Source organism: Streptomyces sp. NPDC052225 (assembly GCF_040679615.1).
Classification (GTDB): domain Bacteria; phylum Actinomycetota; class Actinomycetes; order Streptomycetales; family Streptomycetaceae; genus Streptomyces.
Genome location: NZ_JBFAVD010000007.1, coordinates 215,441 through 232,925 on the forward strand (window position 1 = coordinate 215,441; position 17,485 = coordinate 232,925).

A 17,485-nucleotide genomic window follows, 5' to 3' on the forward strand; every position below is an offset into this window, starting at 1 on the left:
GTCGTGACCACCGTCCGGCTTCCGCTCTTCCCGCTCAACTCGGTGCTGTTCCCGGGACTCGTGCTCCCGCTGAACATCTTCGAGGAGCGTTATCGCGCCATGATGCGCGATCTCCTGAAGGCAGCCCCCGAGATCCCCGACACCGACCCGGCCGTCTCCGACGAGCCCCGGCAGTTCGTCGTCGTCGCCATCCGCGACGGCCACGAGGTCGCGCCGAGCGCCGCGGGCATGCCGGACGACGCGACGACGAAGGAGGCCGGGGCGGGCCCCGCGGCCGGCTTCGGCGACGACCCGATCACGTCCTTCCACGCCGTCGGCTGCGTCGCGGACGCGGCGACGATCCGCGAGCGCGCCGACGGCAGCTTCGAGGTCCTGGCCACCGGCACCCGCCGCGTGAAGCTGCTCTCGGTGGACGCCTCCGGCCCCTATCTGACGGCCGAGGTGGAGGAGCTGCCCGAGGAGGACGGCGACGAGGCGGGCGCCCTGGCGGAAGGGGTGCTGCGCGCGTTCCGCTCGTACCAGAAGCGTCTGGCGGGCGCCCGCGAGCGGTCCCTGTCGACGGGCGCCGAACTGCCGGACGAGCCGTCGGTGGTGTCGTATCTCGTCGCCGCCGCGGCCGTCCTCGACGTACCGACGAAGCAGCGCCTGCTCCAGTCCCCCGACGCGGCGTCGCGGCTGCGCGACGAACTGAAGCTCCTGCGGGCGGAGACGGCGATCATCCGGCATCTGCCGTCGCTCCCGGCGACGGAACTGACCCGACAGCAGACCAGCCTCAACTGACCTCAACCACCGTAAGGACAGGGCACGTTGGCGAAGAAGGCCAAGAAGCAGCAGCAGTCCGGGGGTACTCCGGCGACGGTCGCGCTGACCGCCGCGGGCGCGGCCTTCACGGTCCACGCGTACGAGCACGACCCCGCGCACCCCTCGTACGGCGAGGAGGCCGCCGAGGCGATGGGCGTCTCCCCCGACCGCGTGTTCAAGACGCTCGTCGCGGACGTCGACGGCCAACTGACCGTCGCCGTCGTGCCGGTGGCGGGCCAGCTCGACCTCAAGGCGCTCGCCGCGGCGGTCGGCGGCAAGCGCGCCACGATGGCCGACCCGGCTCTCGCCGAGCGCACCACCGGCTACGTGCGCGGCGGCATCTCCCCGCTCGGCCAGCGCAAGAAGCTGCGTACCGTCATCGACGCGTCGGCCGAGCAGCACGCGACGATCTGCGTCTCCGCGGGGCGTCGCGGGCTCGAAGTGGAGCTGTCCGCACAGGACTTGGCGGCCCTCACCGACGCGGTGCTCGCCCCGGTCGGGCGCGCCTGACCCTCCGAAGGGATGGACGAGCCCGCCGTCCTCGGCTAAGCACCAAGGACATGTCGAAGAAGACGCGCAAGCGCAAGTGGCGGATCAAGAAGGGCAAGGCGAATCACGGGCGCAGGCCCGCCTGAGAGCCTGTCTTTGGACCCCCGCCTGCGCCCCGACGCCCGGCACGCACCCTCGCCGCACGGCGCTGCGCCCGCCCTCCGGGCGAACGACGGGGGTTCAAAGACAGGCTCTCAGCCGCCCCGCGGCGACCTCCTGGGCACCACCCTTGACACCGGCCCGCGCGGTGGCGCACTGTCACCTCTGAACATGGGACGTCCTACGTCCCAGCTGCCGGCTCCCGCAGCCGAACCGTTCGGAGGTCACCGCCATGCCTCTCCACGCCCCGCTCCGCGGAGTCGTCCCGCCGCTGCTCACCCCGCTCACCCCCGACGGCGAGGTGGACGTCGCGTCCGTGCGGCGCCTGGTCGAGCACCTCATCGGCGCCGGGGTGCACGGCCTGTTCCTGCTCGGCTCCAGCGGCGAGGCCGCGTACCTGACCGACGCCCGGCGCCGCACCGCCCTGGAGACGGCCGTGGACGCGGCGGCCGGCCGGGTCCCGGTGCTCGCGGGCGTCATCGAGACGACCACGGCCCGCGTCCTGGACCGCGCGCAGGACGCCGTGAAGGCGGGCGCGGACGCGCTCGTGGCGACGGCACCGTTCTACACGCGCACGCACCCGGCGGAGATCGCCGACCACTTCCGGCGGCTGCGCGCGGGCGCGGACCTGCCCCTGTTCGCGTACGACATCCCGATGGCCGTGCACAGCAAGCTGAGCCGCGGGACGGTCCTCGCGCTGGCCGCCGACGGCACCCTCGCGGGCCTGAAGGACTCCAGCGGCGACGAGGGCTCCCTGCGCCGCCTGCTGCCCCCGCTGCGCGCCGCGGCACCCGCCTTCTCGGTCCTCACCGGGTCCGAACTGACCGTGGACGGCGCACTGCTGGCGGGCGTCGACGGCGTCGTCCCCGGCCTCGGGAACGTCGACGCGCACGGTTACGTACGTCTCTACGAGGCCGCCCGCGCCGGCGACTGGGCCGCGGCCCGCGCCGAACAGGACCGCCTGGCCGCCCTGTTCGGCCTCACGGAGGCGGGTGACCCGGCGGTCATGGGCGGTTCGTCCTCGGCCCTCGGAGCCTTCAAGGCGGCCGTCCATCTCCAGGGCATCATCGCCTGCCCGGCCACGGCGGCCCCCCAGGTCCCCCTGGGTGAGCCCGAGTACGCGTACGTACGCCGCCACCTGACCGAGGCCGGCCTGCTGTGACGGCTCCGTCCAGCGCTCAGCCGGCCGCCGACGCCTCGTCCCGCGGCGCGTAATACGTGGCGTACGGGTCGGGGTCCCGCGGCCCGAACAACCCTGTGAGCCCGAGGTGGACGACCATCGCGGCGAGCGGCCACGCCAGCAGCGCCCCCTTGGCCTTCAGTTCCAGAGGCGCGTCGAACACGACCCCCTTGCCGAGCGCCTTCGCGTGCGCCGCGACGTCCTGCGTCGGCCCGAGCCAGACCCCGAACCGCCACGCGAGCACCCCGCCGAGCAGACTCCCCAGGGCGAGCGCAACGACGAGCGCGATCCCGCCGCGCTTGCGCCACAGGAAGACCGCGGCCCCGGTCACGGCACCGAACGCGAGCCCGAGCAGGGTGAACGTTCCGTCGATCCCGATGGCCTGCTCGCCCTCGGTGTCCTTGAGGTAGACCGCCGAGGCGTCCGACACCAGCGGAACCCGCGGCGCGAGCCACAGCCACAGCGCCCCGAGCAGCAGGCCGGCCAGCGCGACGCCGACCGTCACGACGGCGGCCTCGCGCAGTTCGGTGCGGAGCCCGGGTCCGTCCTGCTGCCCTGCGTGCGGGGCGGACGGCGCGGGCGGCAGGTGTCCGGTCATCGGATCGGGGGCCTGCCACGGGTCCCCCTGCCCGTTGTTGTGCGGGGGCTGATGAGGCGGCGGCGTCAACGGTGCGGTCACCCTGCCATCGTGCCAGGCGTCCCTGTCCGCCGCGTCACCGGACGGCTGCCCGGCGGTACGCCCACGTCGCCACGGCCAGCGAGGCCACGCCGACGGCGGCGCAGACCCCCAGGTCGAGCAGGACGACGGCCCAGTCGGGCCGGTCCCCGAAGGTCCGCGCGAAGGCCTCGACCCCGTACGTCGACGGCAGCAGATCCCGCGCGTACTGGACGACGCCCGGCATCCGGTCGGCCGGAAGGACTCCGAGCAGCAGCGCCGCGGACATGCCCAACTGGCCGAGCAGCGTGGCCAGTTCGGGCCGCGGCGCGAGCAGCCCGAGCGCGGCGCCGAGCCCGGCGAGCGCGGCGCCGGCCAGCGGGATCACGGCGCCGAGCACCCACAGGTGGGTGAGCGGCAGGTCGAACATCAGGGAGCCGACGACCGCGGTGACCACGGTGCCGGGCACGGTGAAGGAGGCGTACGCGCCCGCGGCGCCGAGGACGACGGAGGCGGGCGGCACGGGCAGCGTCGCGTAGTGGTCGAGCCCCCCGGCGGCGCGCAACTGGCCGAAGTACTGGGCGAGCAGGTTCAGCGCGACGAAGGCGACGACGAGCACGGCGGACCCGGCGACGACGGCCCGCGCCTCGCTGCCGCCCCGGTCGACGACCCCGCGCATCAGGATCATGATCCCGATCGACTGGAACGTCGCCACGAAGAGCAGCGGGATCCGGGCGACACGGGCCCGCGAGAGCTGGGCGCGGTAGACGGCGGCGAGCGACGGCAGGAACCGCGCACGCGGCGCGAGCCCGTCGTCGGCGAGCCCCGCCGGCGGTGCGGGCTCGGCGGCCCGGCTCCCCTGCAACGCCTCGGCGGGAACGACACTCATGCCTTCACCAGGCCCTTCACGCTGCTGCGGCTCCCGCCGAGCGCCAGGTACACGTCCTCCAGGCTCGGGGTGGCGAGCGTGAAGTCGTCGAGGAAGTCGAAGGCCGGGCCGCCGGTGACGGTGGCGACGGCGCCGCGGGCCGCGTCGGGGGCGAGCCGCAGCGACCAGCGCCGCCCGGACTCGACGGCGTGCTCGCGCAGCCGGGCGACCTCGTCCAGCTGCATCGGCGCCTTCTCCCGCCACACGAGCTCGACCCGCACCTCGCCGGCCACGCTCTCCTTGAGCCCGGCCGGGCTGTCGCAGGCGATGACCCGGCCCTCGTCGAGCACGGCGACCCGGTCGAGGACGGTCTCCGCCTCGATGACGTTGTGGGTGACCAGCAGCACCGTCGTGCCGCGCTCGGCCCGCCGCCGGTCCACGGCCCCCCACACGGCGCGCCGTGCGACGGGGTCCATCCCGGTGGTCGGCTCGTCGAGCACGAGCAGCGGCCGCTCGCCGACGAGCGCGGTGGCGAAGCACGCGAGGCGCCGCTGCCCGCCCGACAGCTTCTTCAGCGGCCGCGCGGCGAGCTCCGTGAGCCCGAGCTCCTCCAGGACGGCGTCACGCTCGGCCCGCGCGTCCTTGAGGCCGAGCCCGCGCAGCCGCCCGGTCGTCTCGGCGGCGAGGGAGACGGTCAGCTCGTCGAGGGCGGTCGACTCCTGCCCCAGATAGGCGAGGATCCGCGAGGCCCGCTCCGGGTACCGCACGATGTCGTGCCCGAGGATCTCCACGCCGCCCGCGTCGGGCCGCATCAGCCCGGTGAGCTGCCGTACGAGGGTGGACTTGCCGGCCCCGTTCGGCCCGAGCAGCCCGAAGATCTCGCCGCGCCGGATGTCGAGGGTCACGTCGTCGGTGGCCCGCACCGCAGGCGTCCCGGGCACCCCACGCCGCCCACGAGAGGCGGAATACGTCTTGCTGAGCCCCCGCACCGCGCACACGACAGCGCCCCCTTTATGGTCCAGGGCGGCCTCACCGGTGCGCGTACTCACGAAGAACGAGGGTACGGGGTCAAGGGCGTCGCATTGCGCCCGGGTCGGGCAAAAGCTCCCCGGCGGGGCACCGCGCGGCGCGATCAGCCCCGCCAGGGGTACGGGCCGCATCAATCAGCGGCTCCGCCGCGGGGCGCGGCCGGCCACGACGAAATCCGCACCCGCCGACGGACAGCGATGCGGCAGACGCGCCGGCGTCACGCATCCCCCGCGGACGCGTGCTCCACAGTGGTCCGCACATCGATCTCCCGCCAGAACCCGGCCCGGATCGCATACCGGTCGTGCTCGTCGATCTGGTCGTCCTTATGGGCGAGCAGCCCGAACCGCGCCGCATACCTGAGCAGCTCCCCGTCGATCCGATGCGGCACCCGCGGGTACATGGTCGCCAGCTTCGGCAGCAGCGTCTGGTCGGCGAGCCGCCCCATCCACCGCCGCGCGAAGACCTGCCCCACCTCGTACGGGTCCCCGCCGACCGTGGTGATGTCCTCCTCCCGGTCGGCCCACCGCTGCTCCGCCGTGGTGAGCTGCGCGAGCGTCGGCAGGGAGGCTGCCTCGGCGGGCTCACCGCCGCCCCCGGGCCGCTCCACCCACCCCTTGTCGGAGGACCACCGCAGCGTCGCGTTCGCCGGCTGCTGCCCCGCCTGTCCGGCCTGCCCGGCCTGCGGCCCGGGCCCGCGCAGGGCTGCCAGGTCCTTCGGCGTGGGCACGCCCTTTCCCGCGCCGGAACGGTCCTCCGCGTCGCTCTCGGCCCGCGCGGCCGGCGCGTGCTGCACGGGCGGCGCGTCCACCCCCTCGTCCCGGGCGCGGCCGGACGAGGAGAGCGCCGACTCGGGCAGCGGGGCGGAGAGGATCGCGGCGATCTCGGGGCGCGGCACGGGCGGCGGCGCGCAGACGCCGCCGAGTTCCTTGGCGCGGACGGCCTTGGTGATCCAGGTCCGGTCGAGCACGCGCCGCTCGTCGGCCTCGGCGACGAGGTCCTCGGACTGGTTGTAGTCGCCGTCGGCGGCCTGCACGGCCCACAGGTGGACGGCGACGCCGTGCTCCTTGGCGGCCATCATGCCGGGCAGCAGGTCCCCGTCGCCGGTCACGAGCACGACATCCGAACAGGCCCGGTTGCGCGCGAGCTCGGTCAGCTCGGCGTGCATGGCGGCGTCGACGCCCTTCTGTGCCCACCGCCCGTCACTGCGGGTCAGCGCGCCGAGCCGGACGGTGACGCGGGGCATGACGCGCAACCGCCGGTGCTCGGGCTGCGGAACGCGGTCGGGCGCCCCGTCGAACCAGTAGATGCGCAGGAGTTGGCGCTCGGTCTCGGACTCGGCGCGTTCACGCAGGCCCTGGATGAGGGCGGTGTGGTCGACATGGATACGGGAGCGGGAGGGTTCGCCCGCGAGCAGGCTCGCGGCGGCCCCCAGCAGATACCCGGCATCCACCAGGACGATGCAACGGTCCACGCGATCCACCCTCTTTCGCCGACACGCCCGTGCGTTCGCTTCGGGTTTCCTTCGAGTCTGCCCGACCGCGCGGGGGTTAACGGGCGGAACTCGATCTTCGGCGTGGCGGATGACGTGAAGGCCGGACGAACGCGTGCCGATACCCCTTGTCACGCACGGTAATTCTCTGAAATGCGCCTTTTGTCGTCATATGTGAATCTGAAGCCGGCCCTGGCCCCTAGATCCCCCTCAGGAGGCAGATCACCATGGCCAAGAACCGCAAGCAGAACCGTAACCAGCAGCAGAAGAGCTCCGCGCAGGCCGAGGAGCAGGCCCGCTCCTCGTCGATGGAGGCCGAGGCCCAGTCCGCCGCCGCGACCCCCGGCGACATGGCCCGCAAGCATCGCGAGAAGCGTTTCGGCCACAACTGACGGGCAGCGCCCGCCATTTGGCACACGACGAGGGGCTCGTCCGGGATGTCCGGACGAGCCCCTCGTCGTACGCTCGCGCGCTCGGCCCTACGGCCTCAGCCGGCCAGACAGGACGGGCCGAGCAGCACCTTCAGATCGCCGAACAGCGCCGGGTCCGGCTTCACGCGGTGCCGGTCGAGCCGGAGCACCGTCGTCTTGCGCGGCCCCTGGAGCTTGATCCGCACCTCGCTGTCGCCCCGGTGGTGGCTGAGGATCTCGCCGAGCCTGCTGACCATCGGCGGGGTCACCTTCAGGGCGGGGATGGTGAGGATCACCGGCGCGTTCGTCCCCGCGTTGGACAGGTCGGGGACCTGCATCTCCATGGCGACCAGACGCGGCACGTCCTCACGCTTGTCGAGGCGTCCCTTGACGAACACCACGGCGTCCTCGACGAGTTGGGTCGACACGAGCTGGTACGTCGCCGGGAAGAACATGCACTCGATGGAGCCCGCGAGGTCCTCCACGGTGGCGATCGCCCACGCGTTGCCCTGCTTGGTCATCTTGCGCTGGAGGCCCGAGATGATGCCGCCGACCGTGACCACGGCACCGTCGCCGAAGTCGCCGCCGGTCAGCTGCCCGATGCCCGCGTCGGCCTTGTCGGACAGCACGTGCTCGAGCCCGAACAGCGGGTGGTCGGACACGTACAGGCCGAGCATCTCCCGCTCCTGGGCGAGCAGGTACGTCTTGTCCCACTCGTCGGTGGAGAACTCGACGTCGAGTCCGAAGCCCGGCTCGCCGCTGTCCTCCTCACCACCGCCGAAGAGGTCGAACTGCCCTTCCGCTTCCTTCCTCTTGACCGCCACCACGTTGTCGATCATCGGCTCGTACTGCGCGGTGAGGCCCTTGCGGGTGTGGCCGAGCTCGTCGAACGCGCCCGCCTTGATGAGTGATTCGGTGGTCCGCTTGTTGCACGCCTGGGCCTCGACCTTGTCGAGGTAGTCGGGGAACGAGGTGTACTTCCCCTTCGCCTTGCGCGAGCGGATGATCGAATCCACCACGTTCGTACCGACGTTGCGGACGGCCTCCAGGCCGAAGAGGATCACGTCGTCGCCCTGGGCGGCGAAGTTGTGCACCGACTCGTTCACGTTCGGCGGGAGCACCTTGAGCTTCATGCGCCGGCACTCGTTGAGGTAGACGGCCGACTTGTCCTTGTCGTCCTTCACCGAGGTGAGCAGCGCCGCCATGTACTCGGCCGGGTAGTTGGCCTTCAGGTACGCGGTCCAGTAGGTGACCAGGCCGTACGCGGAGGAGTGCGCCTTGTTGAACGCGTAGCCGGCGAAGGGCACCAGGACGTCCCACAGGGCCTGGATCGCGGCGTCGCTGAACCCGTTCTTCCGGGCGCCCGCCTGGAAGATGGTGAAGTTCTTCGCCAGTTCCTCGGGCTTCTTCTTGCCCATCACGCGGCGCAGGATGTCGGCTTCGCCGAGCGAGTAGCCGGCGACGATCTGCGCGGCCTTCTGCACCTGCTCCTGGTACACGATGAGGCCGTAGGTCAGGCCGAGCGTCTCCTTCAGGGGCTCTTCGAGCTCCGGGTGGATCGGCGTGATCTCCTGCCGGCCGTTCTTGCGCTCGGCGTAGTTCGTGTGCGAGTTCATGCCCATCGGGCCCGGCCGGTACAGGGCCGAGACGGCGGAAATGTCCTCGAAGTTGTCGGGCTGCATCTGGCGCAGCAGCGAACGCATCGGGCCGCCGTCGAACTGGAAGACGCCGAGCGTGTCACCGCGGCAGAGCAGTTCGAAGGTCTTGGGGTCGTCCAGCGGGAGCGAGAGCATCTCCAGGTCGATGCCCTTGTTGGACTTCACCATCTTCACGGCGTCGTCCATGATCGTCAGGTTCCTGAGGCCCAGGAAGTCCATCTTGATCAGGCCGAGCGACTCGCACTGCGGGTAGTCCCACTGCGTGATGGTCACGCCGTCGGTGTGCCGCACCCAGACCGGGGCGTGGTCGATGATCGGCTCGCTGGACATGATGACGCCGGCGGCGTGCACGCCCATCTGCCGGACCAGGCCCTCGACGCCCTTGGCGGTGTCGATGACCTTCTTCACGTCCGGCTCGTTCTCGTACATCGCCCGGATCTCGCCCGCCTCGCTGTAGCGCGGGTGGCTGGGGTCGGTGATGCCGGAGAGGTCGATGCCCTTGCCGAGGACGTCGGCGGGCATCGCCTTGGTGAGGCGGTCGCCCATCGCGTACGGGTAGCCGAGCACGCGCGCGGAGTCCTTGATCGCGTTCTTGGCCTTGATCTTGCCGTAGGTGCCGATCATGGCGACCTTGTCGGCGCCGTACTTCTCGGTCACGTACCTGATCACCTCGACGCGCCTGCGCTCGTCGAAGTCGATGTCGACATCGGGCATGGAGACGCGCTCGGGGTTGAGGAACCGCTCGAAGATCAGCCCGTGCTCGATCGGGTCGAGGTCGGTGATGCCCATCGCGTACGCGACGATCGAACCGGCGGCGGAACCACGGCCGGGGCCCACCGCGATGCCGTTGTTCTTCGCCCACATGATGAAGTCGGCCACGACGAGGAAGTACCCCGGGAACCCCATCTGGATGATGATGTCCATCTCGTACTCGGCCTGCTTCTGCCGGTCCTCGGGGACACCGCCGGGGTAGCGGCGGGCCATGCCGCGCCGCACCTCCTCCTTGAACCAGGTGGTGTTGGTGTAGCCCTCCTCGGGGATGTCGAACTTCGGCATGAGGTCGCGCTTCTCGAACATGCCGGTCGTGTCGATCTGCTCGGCGACCAGGAGGGTGTTGCGGCAGCCCTCCTGCCAGGCGTCCGAGGAGTCGATGGCGTACATCTCGTCGGTCGACTTGAGGTAGTAGCCCGTCCCGTCGAACCGGAAGCGGTCCGGGTCGGAGAGGTTCTTGCCGGTCTGGATGCACAGCAGGGCGTCGTGCGCCGTCGCCTCGTGGGCGTACGTGTAGTGCGAGTCGTTCGTCACCAGCGGCGGGATGCCGAGCTTCTTGCCGATCTCCAGGAGGCCGTCACGGACCCGGCGCTCGATCTCGATGCCGTGGTCCATCAGCTCCAGGAAGTACCGGTCCTTGCCGAAGATGTCCTGGTACTCGGACGCGGCCTTCAGCGCCTCGTCGAACTGGCCGAGGCGCAGCCGGGTCTGGAGCTCGCCGGAGGGGCAGCCGGTGGAGGCGATGAGCCCCTCGCTCCACTGGGAGATGGTCTCCTTGTCCATGCGCGGCCACTTCTGGAGCCAGCCCTCGGCGTACGCGTCCGAGGACAGCTTGAAGAGGTTGTGCAGGCCCGTCTTGTTCGCCGCCCAGATCGTCTTGTGGGTGTAACCACCCGAACCGGACACGTCGTCGCGCTTCTGGTGCGGCTGGCCCCACTGGATCTTCCGCTTGTTGCGCCGCGACTCGGGGGCGACGTACGCCTCGATGCCGATGATCGGCGTCACGCCGGCCTTCTGCGCGGAGTGGAAGAAGTCGTACGCCCCGTGGAGGTTGCCGTGGTCGGACATCGCGATATGGGTCATGCCCATCTCGTTGCACGCGTTGAACATGTCCTTCAGCCGCGCGGCACCGTCCAGCAGCGAGTACTGGGTGTGGACGTGCAGGTGCGTGAAGGGCGGCTTCGACACGGTTGGGGCCTCCATAGGCAAACGCCGGGCGACTGACTGGGACAGCTTGGAAGTCTACGACCGGCCACTGACAACCCGCGGGCACTCCGGAGTACGGTCATCCGTTGGACAGGTCAGAACACCTGCTCTGCGTGTCACACATCTCACGCACCATTTGCACCAGGAGGCACCCCGCGATGTCCGACCCGCAGCCCACCGCTGAGCAGCGCGGCGAGGAGATCCTCGCCGTCTTCGGCACCGCTTTCGGCGAGCTGCTCGCCGCGGACCCCGCCGCGTTCCGGGTCAAGTTCCGCAAGATGGCGGCCTCGGCGTTCGCCTTCTACCGCGGGACGGCGTGCCTCTTCTACCACGATGTGCAGCGCGAGCAGCACGGCGGCCCGTACCTGGACGACCGCACCAGCCGCGTCTGGATCCACGGCGACCTGCACGCGGAGAACTTCGGCACGTACATGGACGCCACGGGCCGGCTGATCTTCAACGTGAACGACTTCGACGAGGCCTACGTCGGCCCGTTCACCTGGGACCTCAAGCGCTTCGCCGCCTCCGTCGCCCTGATCGGCTACGCGAAGGCGCTCAGCGACGAGCAGATCACCGACCTCGTGCGCACGTACGCGGCGGCCTACCGCGAGCGCATCCACGCGCTCGCGACGGGCGCCAAGAGCGACGAGGTGCCGCCGTTCACGCTGGACACGGCGGACGGACCGCTCCTGGACGCGCTGCGCGACGCGCGCTCGCTGACCCGCTTCGGGCTGCTCGACTCCATGACGGAGATCCGTGACTTCGAGCGCCGTTTCGCGGCGGGCGGCGGCTCCATCGAGCTGGACGCGGCGACGCGCTACAAGGTGCTCGCGGCGTTCGACGGCTACCTGGAGACGCTGCCGGAGTCCTCCCTCACGCGCCCGGACTCGTACCGCGTGAAGGACGTGGTCGGGCGCCGCGGCATCGGCATCGGCTCGGCGGGCCTGCCCTCGTACAACATCCTTCTGGAGGGCAACAGCGACGCCCTGGAGAACGATGTCGTGATCTACATGAAGCAGGCCCAGACGCCTGCCGTCTCCCGGCACATCTCCGACCGGGCGATCGCCGAGTACTTCCAGCACGAGGGCCACCGCACGGTGATCTCGCAGCGCGCGCTCCAGGCGCACGCCGACCCGTGGCTGGGCTGGACCGAGCTGGGCGGCTCGGGCCAGCTCGTCGCCGAGGTCTCGCCCTACGCGGTGGACCTGGACTGGGGCGACATCGACGACCCGGAGGAGATCGCGGCGGTCGTCGCGGACCTGGGCCGGGCGACGGCGGCGATGCACGCGGCGGCGGACGACCTGTCCGGGCAGTCCCTGGTGCCGTTCTCCACGGAGCGCGCCATCGACGCGGCGATCGCGGCGGACGAGGACGGCTTCGCGGGTCTCCTGGTCGACTTCGCGCACTCCTACGGGGCACGCGCGCGTGCGGACCACCAGGTCTTCGTCGACCTGTTCCGCAACGGCCGCATCCCCGGCCTCTAGACCGAGACCTCACTCACAGGCACCCTTTAGGCATCGCTTACCGGCTGCCATGGGACACTCCTCCGCGATGGACGACATATCCGGGGCCATGTCCGGGGCCCACCTCAGAGCCGTGCGCGCGGCACTCTTCACGGCGCTCGTCGTGACGCTGTCCGCCGCGTCGCACGTCCTGCTGTCCCGGGTCCCGCTGCCGCTCACGACGGTCGCGGCGATCGCCGTGGCCGTCTTCGCGGTCGCGTACGCGCTCGCCGGGCGCGAGCGCGGCTTCGGCCGGATCGCGGCGCTGCTCGTCCCGCTGGAGCTGGCCGCCGACACCGTCTTCACCACCGGCCAGCACGTCTGTTACGGCGAGGCGGGCGGCCCGGTCGCGGGCCCGCTGCGCGCGTTCGGCTTCGACGTGCTGTGCGCGGGGAACGTCGGTACGCCGCTGGCGCGGATGACCGGCACGGGCACCGACAAGGCCGCCGTGCTGTTCGCCCACGCCGACCCGGGAGCCTCCTGGCTGCTGCTCGGCGCGCACGTCACGGTCGGGCTGCTCGCGGCCGCCTGGCTGCGCCGCGGCGAGCAGGCCCTCGCGCAACTGCTGCGCGCCGTGGCCGCGTTCGCGTTCCGGCCGCTCCTGATCGCCTGCGCCGCAGTGCGTGCGCACCGCGAGCCGGTGGGCCGCGCCCCGCGCCCCGCCGCCCGCGTACAGGCCGCGCACACCCGGATCTGGGTGCACTCCGTGGGACGGCGCGGACCGCCGTGCCTGGCCGCCTGAGCCAGTCGTACGGCAGTCCCCCCAATTCTTCTCACACGTCTACGGAGTACGAACATCATGAGCAAGCGCAACAGCCAGCAGGCGAAGACGGCGGCCCGCGAGCGGCTGCGCATCGAGCGCGAGCGCCAGGCCAAGAAGGACAGGACGAAGCGGCAGGCCATCGTCGCGAGCTCCATCGTCGGTGTCCTCGCGATAGTCGGCGTCGGCGCCTACTTCATCAAGCAGGCCAGCGAGCCGTCCTACTGGGACGCCGCCAAGGACGAGGCCCTGGTCGCGCCGAAGAACACCACCGGCAAGGACAACACCACCGTCACGCTGGGCAAGGACTCCGCGAAGAAGACGGTCATCGCGTACGAGGACTCGCGCTGCCCCGTGTGCGCCGCCTTCGAGCAGACGGTCGGCCCGACGGTGAAGAAGGACCTCGACGACGGCAAGTACAAGCTCCAGTACGTCGGTGCCACCTTCCTCGACACCAACCTCCAGGGCGAGGGCTCGAAGAACGCGCTCAGCGCGCTCGGTTCGGCCCTGAACGTCTCCAAGGACGCGTTCTGGGACTTCAAGGAGGCGCTGTACTCCAAGAAGTGGCACCCGGAGGAGACCGACGACAAGTTCAAGGACGACGCGTACCTCATCAAGGTCGCGAACACCGTCCCGGAACTGAAGGACAACAAGGCCTTCCAGAAGGACGTCAAGGACGGCACCTTCGACAAGTGGGCGCTGACCATGTCGAAGAAGTTCGACGACAACAAGTACGGCGTGCAGGGCACCCCGTCGTTCGTCGTGGACGGCAAGAAGCTCACCGGCTCCGACGGCCAGAACGCGCCGAGTACGGTCGCCGACTGGAACACGGCCGTGGACAAGGCCCTCAAGGGCTGACTCTTCACTGAAGGGCGGGCGAACTCTTCGCGGTTCGCCCGCCCTTGGCGCGTACTGGTCAGTAATGTGATCGTCCGTGACCAGTCGACTTCTGCCAGAACCCTCAACTCCGCGCCGCCGTACGGTCGTCAAGGCCGCGGCCGCCACTGCCGTACTCGCCGCGCCCCTCGCCGCCGCGGCCACCGCGCACGCCGCGGAGGCGCCCGCCTTCCTGCACGGCGTCGCGTCCGGCGACCCACTGCCCGACGGCATCCTGCTGTGGACCCGCGTGACCCCCACCCCCGAGGCCGTCCCCGGCTCCGGCAAGGGCCCCGACATAGAAGTGGGCTGGGAGATCGCCGAGGACAGCGCCTTCCGTACGGTCGTGGGCCGGGGCACCACCACCGCGAGCGCCGCCTCCGACCACACGGTGAAGGCCGATGTAAGGGGCTTGCGCCCGGCGACCGCCTATTACTTCCGCTTCTCCGTGGAAGGCGTCCACTCCCCCGCGGCCCGCACCCGCACGGCCCCCGCCGCCGACGCCTCCGCGGCCGGCCTGCGCTTCGGCGTCGTCTCCTGCGCCAACTGGGAGGCCGGCTACTTCTCCGCCTACAGGCACCTGGCCGCCCGTACCGACCTGGACGCGGTCTTCCATCTCGGCGACTACATCTACGAGTACAAGACCGGCGAGTACCCGGCGGCGCAGTACACCGTCCGCCCGCACGAGCCGGCCCACGAGATCGTCTCGCTCGCCGACTACCGGATCCGGCACGGCCTGCACAAGACGGACGACGACGTACGGGCCCTGCACGCGGCGCACCCGCTGATCGCGATATGGGACGACCACGAGTTCGCCAACGACGCCTGGTCCGGCGGCGCCGAGAACCACACGCCGGGCACCGAGGGCGACTGGGCCGCCCGCCAACAGGCCGCCAAGCAGGCCTACTTCGAGTGGATGCCGGTCCGCGCGTCCACCGCGGGCACGGTCTACCGCCGGCTGCGCTTCGGCAAGCTGGCCGATCTGCACCTGCTCGACCTGCGCTCCTTCCGCTCCCAGCAGTCGAGCGTCGGCAGCGGTGACGTGGACGACGCGGACCGTACGATCACGGGCCGCGCCCAGCTCGACTGGCTGAAGTCCGGGCTCGCCGCCTCCGACGCGCGCTGGAAGCTGGTCGGCACGTCGGTGATGATCTCGCCGGTCGCCTTCGGCTCGCTGCCCGCTCATCTCCTGGGCCCGCTCGGGGAGTTGCTGGGCCTGCCCGAGGGCGGCCTCGCGATCAACGTCGACCAGTGGGACGGCTACACGCACGACCGCAAGGAGCTCATCGGCCACCTGCGCGACCACGGCATCCGCGACACCGTCTTCCTCACCGGCGACATCCACATGGCGTGGGCCAACGACGTGCCCGCTCAGGCGGCGACGTACCCGCTCTCGCCGTCCGCGGCCACGGAGTTCGTCGTCACGTCGGTGACCTCCGACAACCTGGACGACATCCTGCACGTGGCCCCCGACACGGTCTCGACGGTCGCCGAGGGCGCGATCAAGGCGGCCAACCGGCATGTGAAGTGGCTGGACATGGACTCTCACGGCTACGGAGTCCTGGACGTGACGGCCGAGCGGGCGCAGATGGACTACTACGTGATCTCCGACCGTACGGACAAGAACGCCACAACCTCCTGGAAACGTTCGTACCGCACGCGCAGCGGCACACAGAAGGTCGAGCGCGTGGACGCGCCGGTACGGTGAATTCCGGCCACCGGCGGGCACGTTAAGGGCGGATGACGCCGCCCCTCGGGCGCTCACGGTGGGTGGTGCGGACGCGGTCCGGCGCGGACCCGAATGCGGACACACCACCCACCCCGGTAACCCCAGCCGTTACGTCCACGTCTCAAACTCCGGACGGGGACCGAATTTCTTCTCCCGGTTGCCCCGGTTTGCCCGGCACAACTCCGCGATCGATGCGACCAGTTACCCGCTCTTCCAGGAGTGACATGGCCACGTAATCTCCCCGCGGCGGCGAGGAAGTCCCTCCCCGCCGGTGTCCGCGAGGAGCCCCACCATGACCTCTTCCGCAACAGCCCGCCCCACCCAGCGCCTGCGCCGCCGTCTGCTCGGCACCGCGGTGCTCGCCGGAACCCTGGCCCTGGTCCCGCTCTCCGCCCCCACGGGCAGCGCCGCCGCGAAGACCACGGCCGCGGAGAAGTGCGCCACCGGCACGAACGCGGTCGCCCGCGAGAAGAAGCCCACGGGCGCGGAGCACGCGAACGAGCCCAACGAGCTGACCGCCGCGCAGGCCAAGTCCATGGACGCGGCGCTCCAGAAGAGACTCGACAAGATGCGCGCCGACGGGTCCCTGCGCCAGGGCCTGGCCGCCGCGTCGACGTCCATACCGGTGTACGTCCACGTCATCCACGACGGCGCCACCGGCAACCTGTCGTCGACCGCGATCGCCAACCAGATCAGCGTCCTGAACGCCGCCTACAGCGGCCAGGGCACCGGCAACGTGGACTCCGGCTTCACGTTCACGCTGGCCGGCACCGACTACACGGACAACGCCTCCTGGTACAACGGCATCACTCCGGGCTCCGCTGCCGAGAAGTCGATGAAGTCCACCCTGCGCAAGGGCGGCGCGAACGCGCTGAACTTCTACACCGCGAACCTCGGCCAGGACCTGCTCGGCTGGGCCACGTTCCCGTCCTCGTACAAGTCGAACCCGTCCGACGACGGCGTGGTCATCCTCGACACCTCGCTGCCCGGCGGCTCCGCGACGAACTACAACGAGGGCGACACCGGCACGCACGAGATCGGCCACTGGCTGGGGCTGTACCACACCTTCCAGGGCGGCTGTAACGGCAACGGCGACTACGTGGCCGACACCCCGGCCGAGAAGAGCGCCGCCTACCAGTGCCCGACCGGGCGCGACACCTGCGCGAGCAAGGCGGGCGTCGACCCGATCCACAACTTCATGGACTACACGTACGACTCCTGCATGTACCAGTTCACCGCCGGTCAGGTGCAGCGCATGAAGGACAGCTGGACGGCGTACCGGGCTGGTTAGAGGCTGTCGAGGAAGCCGAGCGCCACCCGCCAGGTGGCCTCGGCTGCCTCCTCGTCGTAGTCCGGCAGGTCGGGGTCGGTGTAGAGATGGCCGGCCCCGGCGTACCGGTAGACCTCGACGTCGGCGCCCGTGCGGCCCATCTGGAGGTACCAGGCGGTCAGCCAGTCGTCCGTCTCGAACGGGTCGGGCTCGGCGACGTGCAGCTGGACCGGGAGCTCGTCCACGGAGACGTTCTCCGCGATGTCGGACGTGCCGTGCAGGAGCAGCAGCCCCTTCGCCTTCTCGTCGCCCAGGGCGAGGGTCTGGGCGGTCGCGGCGCCCAGCGAGAAGCCCGCGTAGACGAGGCCGCGGTCGGAGTAGGGCGCGGCGGCGAGCACGGCCCGCTTGAGCAGCTCGTCCTTGCCGATCTCGTCCTTGAAGGCCATGCCCTCCTCGACGGTGTCGAAGGTGCGTCCCTCGAAGAGATCCGGGGTCCACACCTCGTGCCCGGCGGCGCGCAGCCGGTCGGCCGCGGCCTCCACGGCGGGCCGCAGTCCGTACGTCGAGTGGAAAAGCATGATGTTCATGAGCCCCATGGTGCCAGGACCCGGTGACGTGTGAGATCCACGATCC

Annotated in this window: 15 protein-coding genes; 9 read left to right on the forward strand and 6 right to left on the reverse strand. The window is 70.9% G+C overall.

Going from position 1 to position 17,485, the window contains the following annotated elements; genetic code table 11:
* The first annotated feature begins 3 nt into the window (after positions 1 to 3).
* The 3 genes from AB0L37_RS13725 to AB0L37_RS13735 all read left to right on the forward strand — a co-directional run bounded on the left by AB0L37_RS13725 (position 4) and on the right by AB0L37_RS13735 (position 2,611).
* Positions 4 to 780: an LON peptidase substrate-binding domain-containing protein gene (locus AB0L37_RS13725; RefSeq protein WP_365503984.1), complete on the forward strand. Its 777-nt coding sequence runs from the start codon at positions 4 to 6 to the stop codon at positions 778 to 780.
* A gap of 27 nt (positions 781 to 807) precedes the next feature.
* Positions 808 to 1,311, forward strand: a complete 504-nt coding sequence (gene ybaK, locus AB0L37_RS13730) for a Cys-tRNA(Pro) deacylase (protein ID WP_365503986.1) — start codon at positions 808 to 810, stop codon at positions 1,309 to 1,311.
* A gap of 370 nt (positions 1,312 to 1,681) precedes the next feature.
* The gene (locus tag AB0L37_RS13735) at positions 1,682 to 2,611 is read left to right on the forward strand and encodes a dihydrodipicolinate synthase family protein (RefSeq protein WP_365503988.1); all 930 of its coding nucleotides are present in this window, start codon (positions 1,682 to 1,684) and stop codon (positions 2,609 to 2,611) included.
* Positions 2,612 to 2,627: 16 nt separating this feature from the next.
* On the opposite strand, the gene AB0L37_RS13740 is transcribed toward AB0L37_RS13735, so the two are convergent.
* From AB0L37_RS13740 to AB0L37_RS13755, 4 genes are all read right to left on the reverse strand, one after another.
* Positions 2,628 to 3,308 (reverse strand): DUF2567 domain-containing protein, encoded by a 681-nt coding sequence (locus AB0L37_RS13740; protein ID WP_365503990.1) that lies wholly within the window; start codon positions 3,306 to 3,308, stop codon positions 2,628 to 2,630.
* Between the two features lie 34 nt (positions 3,309 to 3,342).
* The gene (locus tag AB0L37_RS13745; RefSeq protein ID WP_365503992.1) at positions 3,343 to 4,173 is read right to left on the reverse strand and encodes an ABC transporter permease; all 831 of its coding nucleotides are present in this window, start codon (positions 4,171 to 4,173) and stop codon (positions 3,343 to 3,345) included.
* A complete protein-coding gene (locus AB0L37_RS13750) occupies positions 4,170 to 5,150 on the reverse strand; it encodes an ABC transporter ATP-binding protein (RefSeq protein ID WP_365503994.1) in 981 nt (326 codons plus the stop codon). Before AB0L37_RS13750 ends, AB0L37_RS13745 begins: the two co-directional genes overlap by 4 nt.
* Before the next feature lie 248 nt (positions 5,151 to 5,398).
* A complete protein-coding gene (locus AB0L37_RS13755; RefSeq protein WP_365503996.1) occupies positions 5,399 to 6,652 on the reverse strand; it encodes an NYN domain-containing protein in 1,254 nt (417 codons plus the stop codon).
* Positions 6,653 to 6,897: 245 nt separating this feature from the next.
* On the opposite strand from AB0L37_RS13755, the gene AB0L37_RS13760 reads away from it, so the two are divergent.
* Positions 6,898 to 7,062: a hypothetical protein gene (locus AB0L37_RS13760; RefSeq protein ID WP_365503998.1), complete on the forward strand. Its 165-nt coding sequence runs from the start codon at positions 6,898 to 6,900 to the stop codon at positions 7,060 to 7,062.
* A gap of 95 nt (positions 7,063 to 7,157) precedes the next feature.
* On the opposite strand, the gene dnaE is transcribed toward AB0L37_RS13760, so the two are convergent.
* On the reverse strand, positions 7,158 to 10,697 hold the full coding sequence (dnaE, locus tag AB0L37_RS13765) for a DNA polymerase III subunit alpha (RefSeq protein ID WP_365504000.1): 3,540 nt from the start codon (positions 10,695 to 10,697) through the stop codon (positions 7,158 to 7,160).
* Between the two features lie 176 nt (positions 10,698 to 10,873).
* Here dnaE and AB0L37_RS13770 point away from each other — a divergent pair, with 176 nt between their 5' ends.
* From AB0L37_RS13770 to AB0L37_RS13790, 5 genes are all read left to right on the forward strand, one after another.
* On the forward strand, positions 10,874 to 12,199 hold the full coding sequence (locus AB0L37_RS13770; RefSeq protein ID WP_365504002.1) for a DUF2252 domain-containing protein: 1,326 nt from the start codon (positions 10,874 to 10,876) through the stop codon (positions 12,197 to 12,199).
* A 67-nt stretch (positions 12,200 to 12,266) separates the two neighbouring features.
* Positions 12,267 to 12,959 carry a hypothetical protein gene (locus AB0L37_RS13775; protein WP_365504004.1) on the forward strand — a complete coding sequence of 231 codons (693 nt, stop codon included), beginning with the start codon at positions 12,267 to 12,269 and terminating at the stop codon, positions 12,957 to 12,959.
* Between the two features lie 57 nt (positions 12,960 to 13,016).
* Positions 13,017 to 13,835: a thioredoxin domain-containing protein gene (locus AB0L37_RS13780; RefSeq protein WP_365504006.1), complete on the forward strand. Its 819-nt coding sequence runs from the start codon at positions 13,017 to 13,019 to the stop codon at positions 13,833 to 13,835.
* A 76-nt stretch (positions 13,836 to 13,911) separates the two neighbouring features.
* Positions 13,912 to 15,561, forward strand: coding sequence for an alkaline phosphatase D family protein (locus AB0L37_RS13785; protein ID WP_365504008.1), 1,650 nt, complete (start codon positions 13,912 to 13,914; stop codon positions 15,559 to 15,561).
* A 313-nt stretch (positions 15,562 to 15,874) separates the two neighbouring features.
* A complete protein-coding gene (locus AB0L37_RS13790) occupies positions 15,875 to 16,873 on the forward strand; it encodes a zinc metalloprotease (RefSeq protein WP_365504010.1) in 999 nt (332 codons plus the stop codon).
* On the opposite strand, the gene AB0L37_RS13795 is transcribed toward AB0L37_RS13790, so the two are convergent.
* Entirely contained in the window at positions 16,870 to 17,439 is a 570-nt protein-coding gene (locus AB0L37_RS13795) for a dienelactone hydrolase family protein (RefSeq protein WP_365504012.1), read from the reverse strand. The genes AB0L37_RS13790 and AB0L37_RS13795 overlap by 4 nt on opposite strands.
* Positions 17,440 to 17,485 lie beyond the last annotated feature (46 nt).

What these genes read in the sequence shown, in the direction of transcription:
- AB0L37_RS13745 (WP_365503992.1), bottom strand. Translation starts at nt 4,173, where the DNA reads ATGAGTGTCGTTCCCGCCGAGGCGTTGCAGGGGAGCCGGGCCGCCGAG.
- AB0L37_RS13790 (WP_365504010.1), top strand. Translation starts at nt 15,875, where the DNA reads ATGACCTCTTCCGCAACAGCCCGCCCCACCCAGCGCCTGCGCCGCCGT.
- AB0L37_RS13760 (WP_365503998.1), top strand. Translation starts at nt 6,898, where the DNA reads ATGGCCAAGAACCGCAAGCAGAACCGTAACCAGCAGCAGAAGAGCTCC.
- AB0L37_RS13795 (WP_365504012.1), bottom strand. Translation starts at nt 17,439, where the DNA reads ATGAACATCATGCTTTTCCACTCGACGTACGGACTGCGGCCCGCCGTG.
- AB0L37_RS13770 (WP_365504002.1), top strand. Translation starts at nt 10,874, where the DNA reads ATGTCCGACCCGCAGCCCACCGCTGAGCAGCGCGGCGAGGAGATCCTC.
- AB0L37_RS13775 (WP_365504004.1), top strand. Translation starts at nt 12,267, where the DNA reads ATGGACGACATATCCGGGGCCATGTCCGGGGCCCACCTCAGAGCCGTG.
- AB0L37_RS13780 (WP_365504006.1), top strand. Translation starts at nt 13,017, where the DNA reads ATGAGCAAGCGCAACAGCCAGCAGGCGAAGACGGCGGCCCGCGAGCGG.
- AB0L37_RS13735 (WP_365503988.1), top strand. Translation starts at nt 1,682, where the DNA reads ATGCCTCTCCACGCCCCGCTCCGCGGAGTCGTCCCGCCGCTGCTCACC.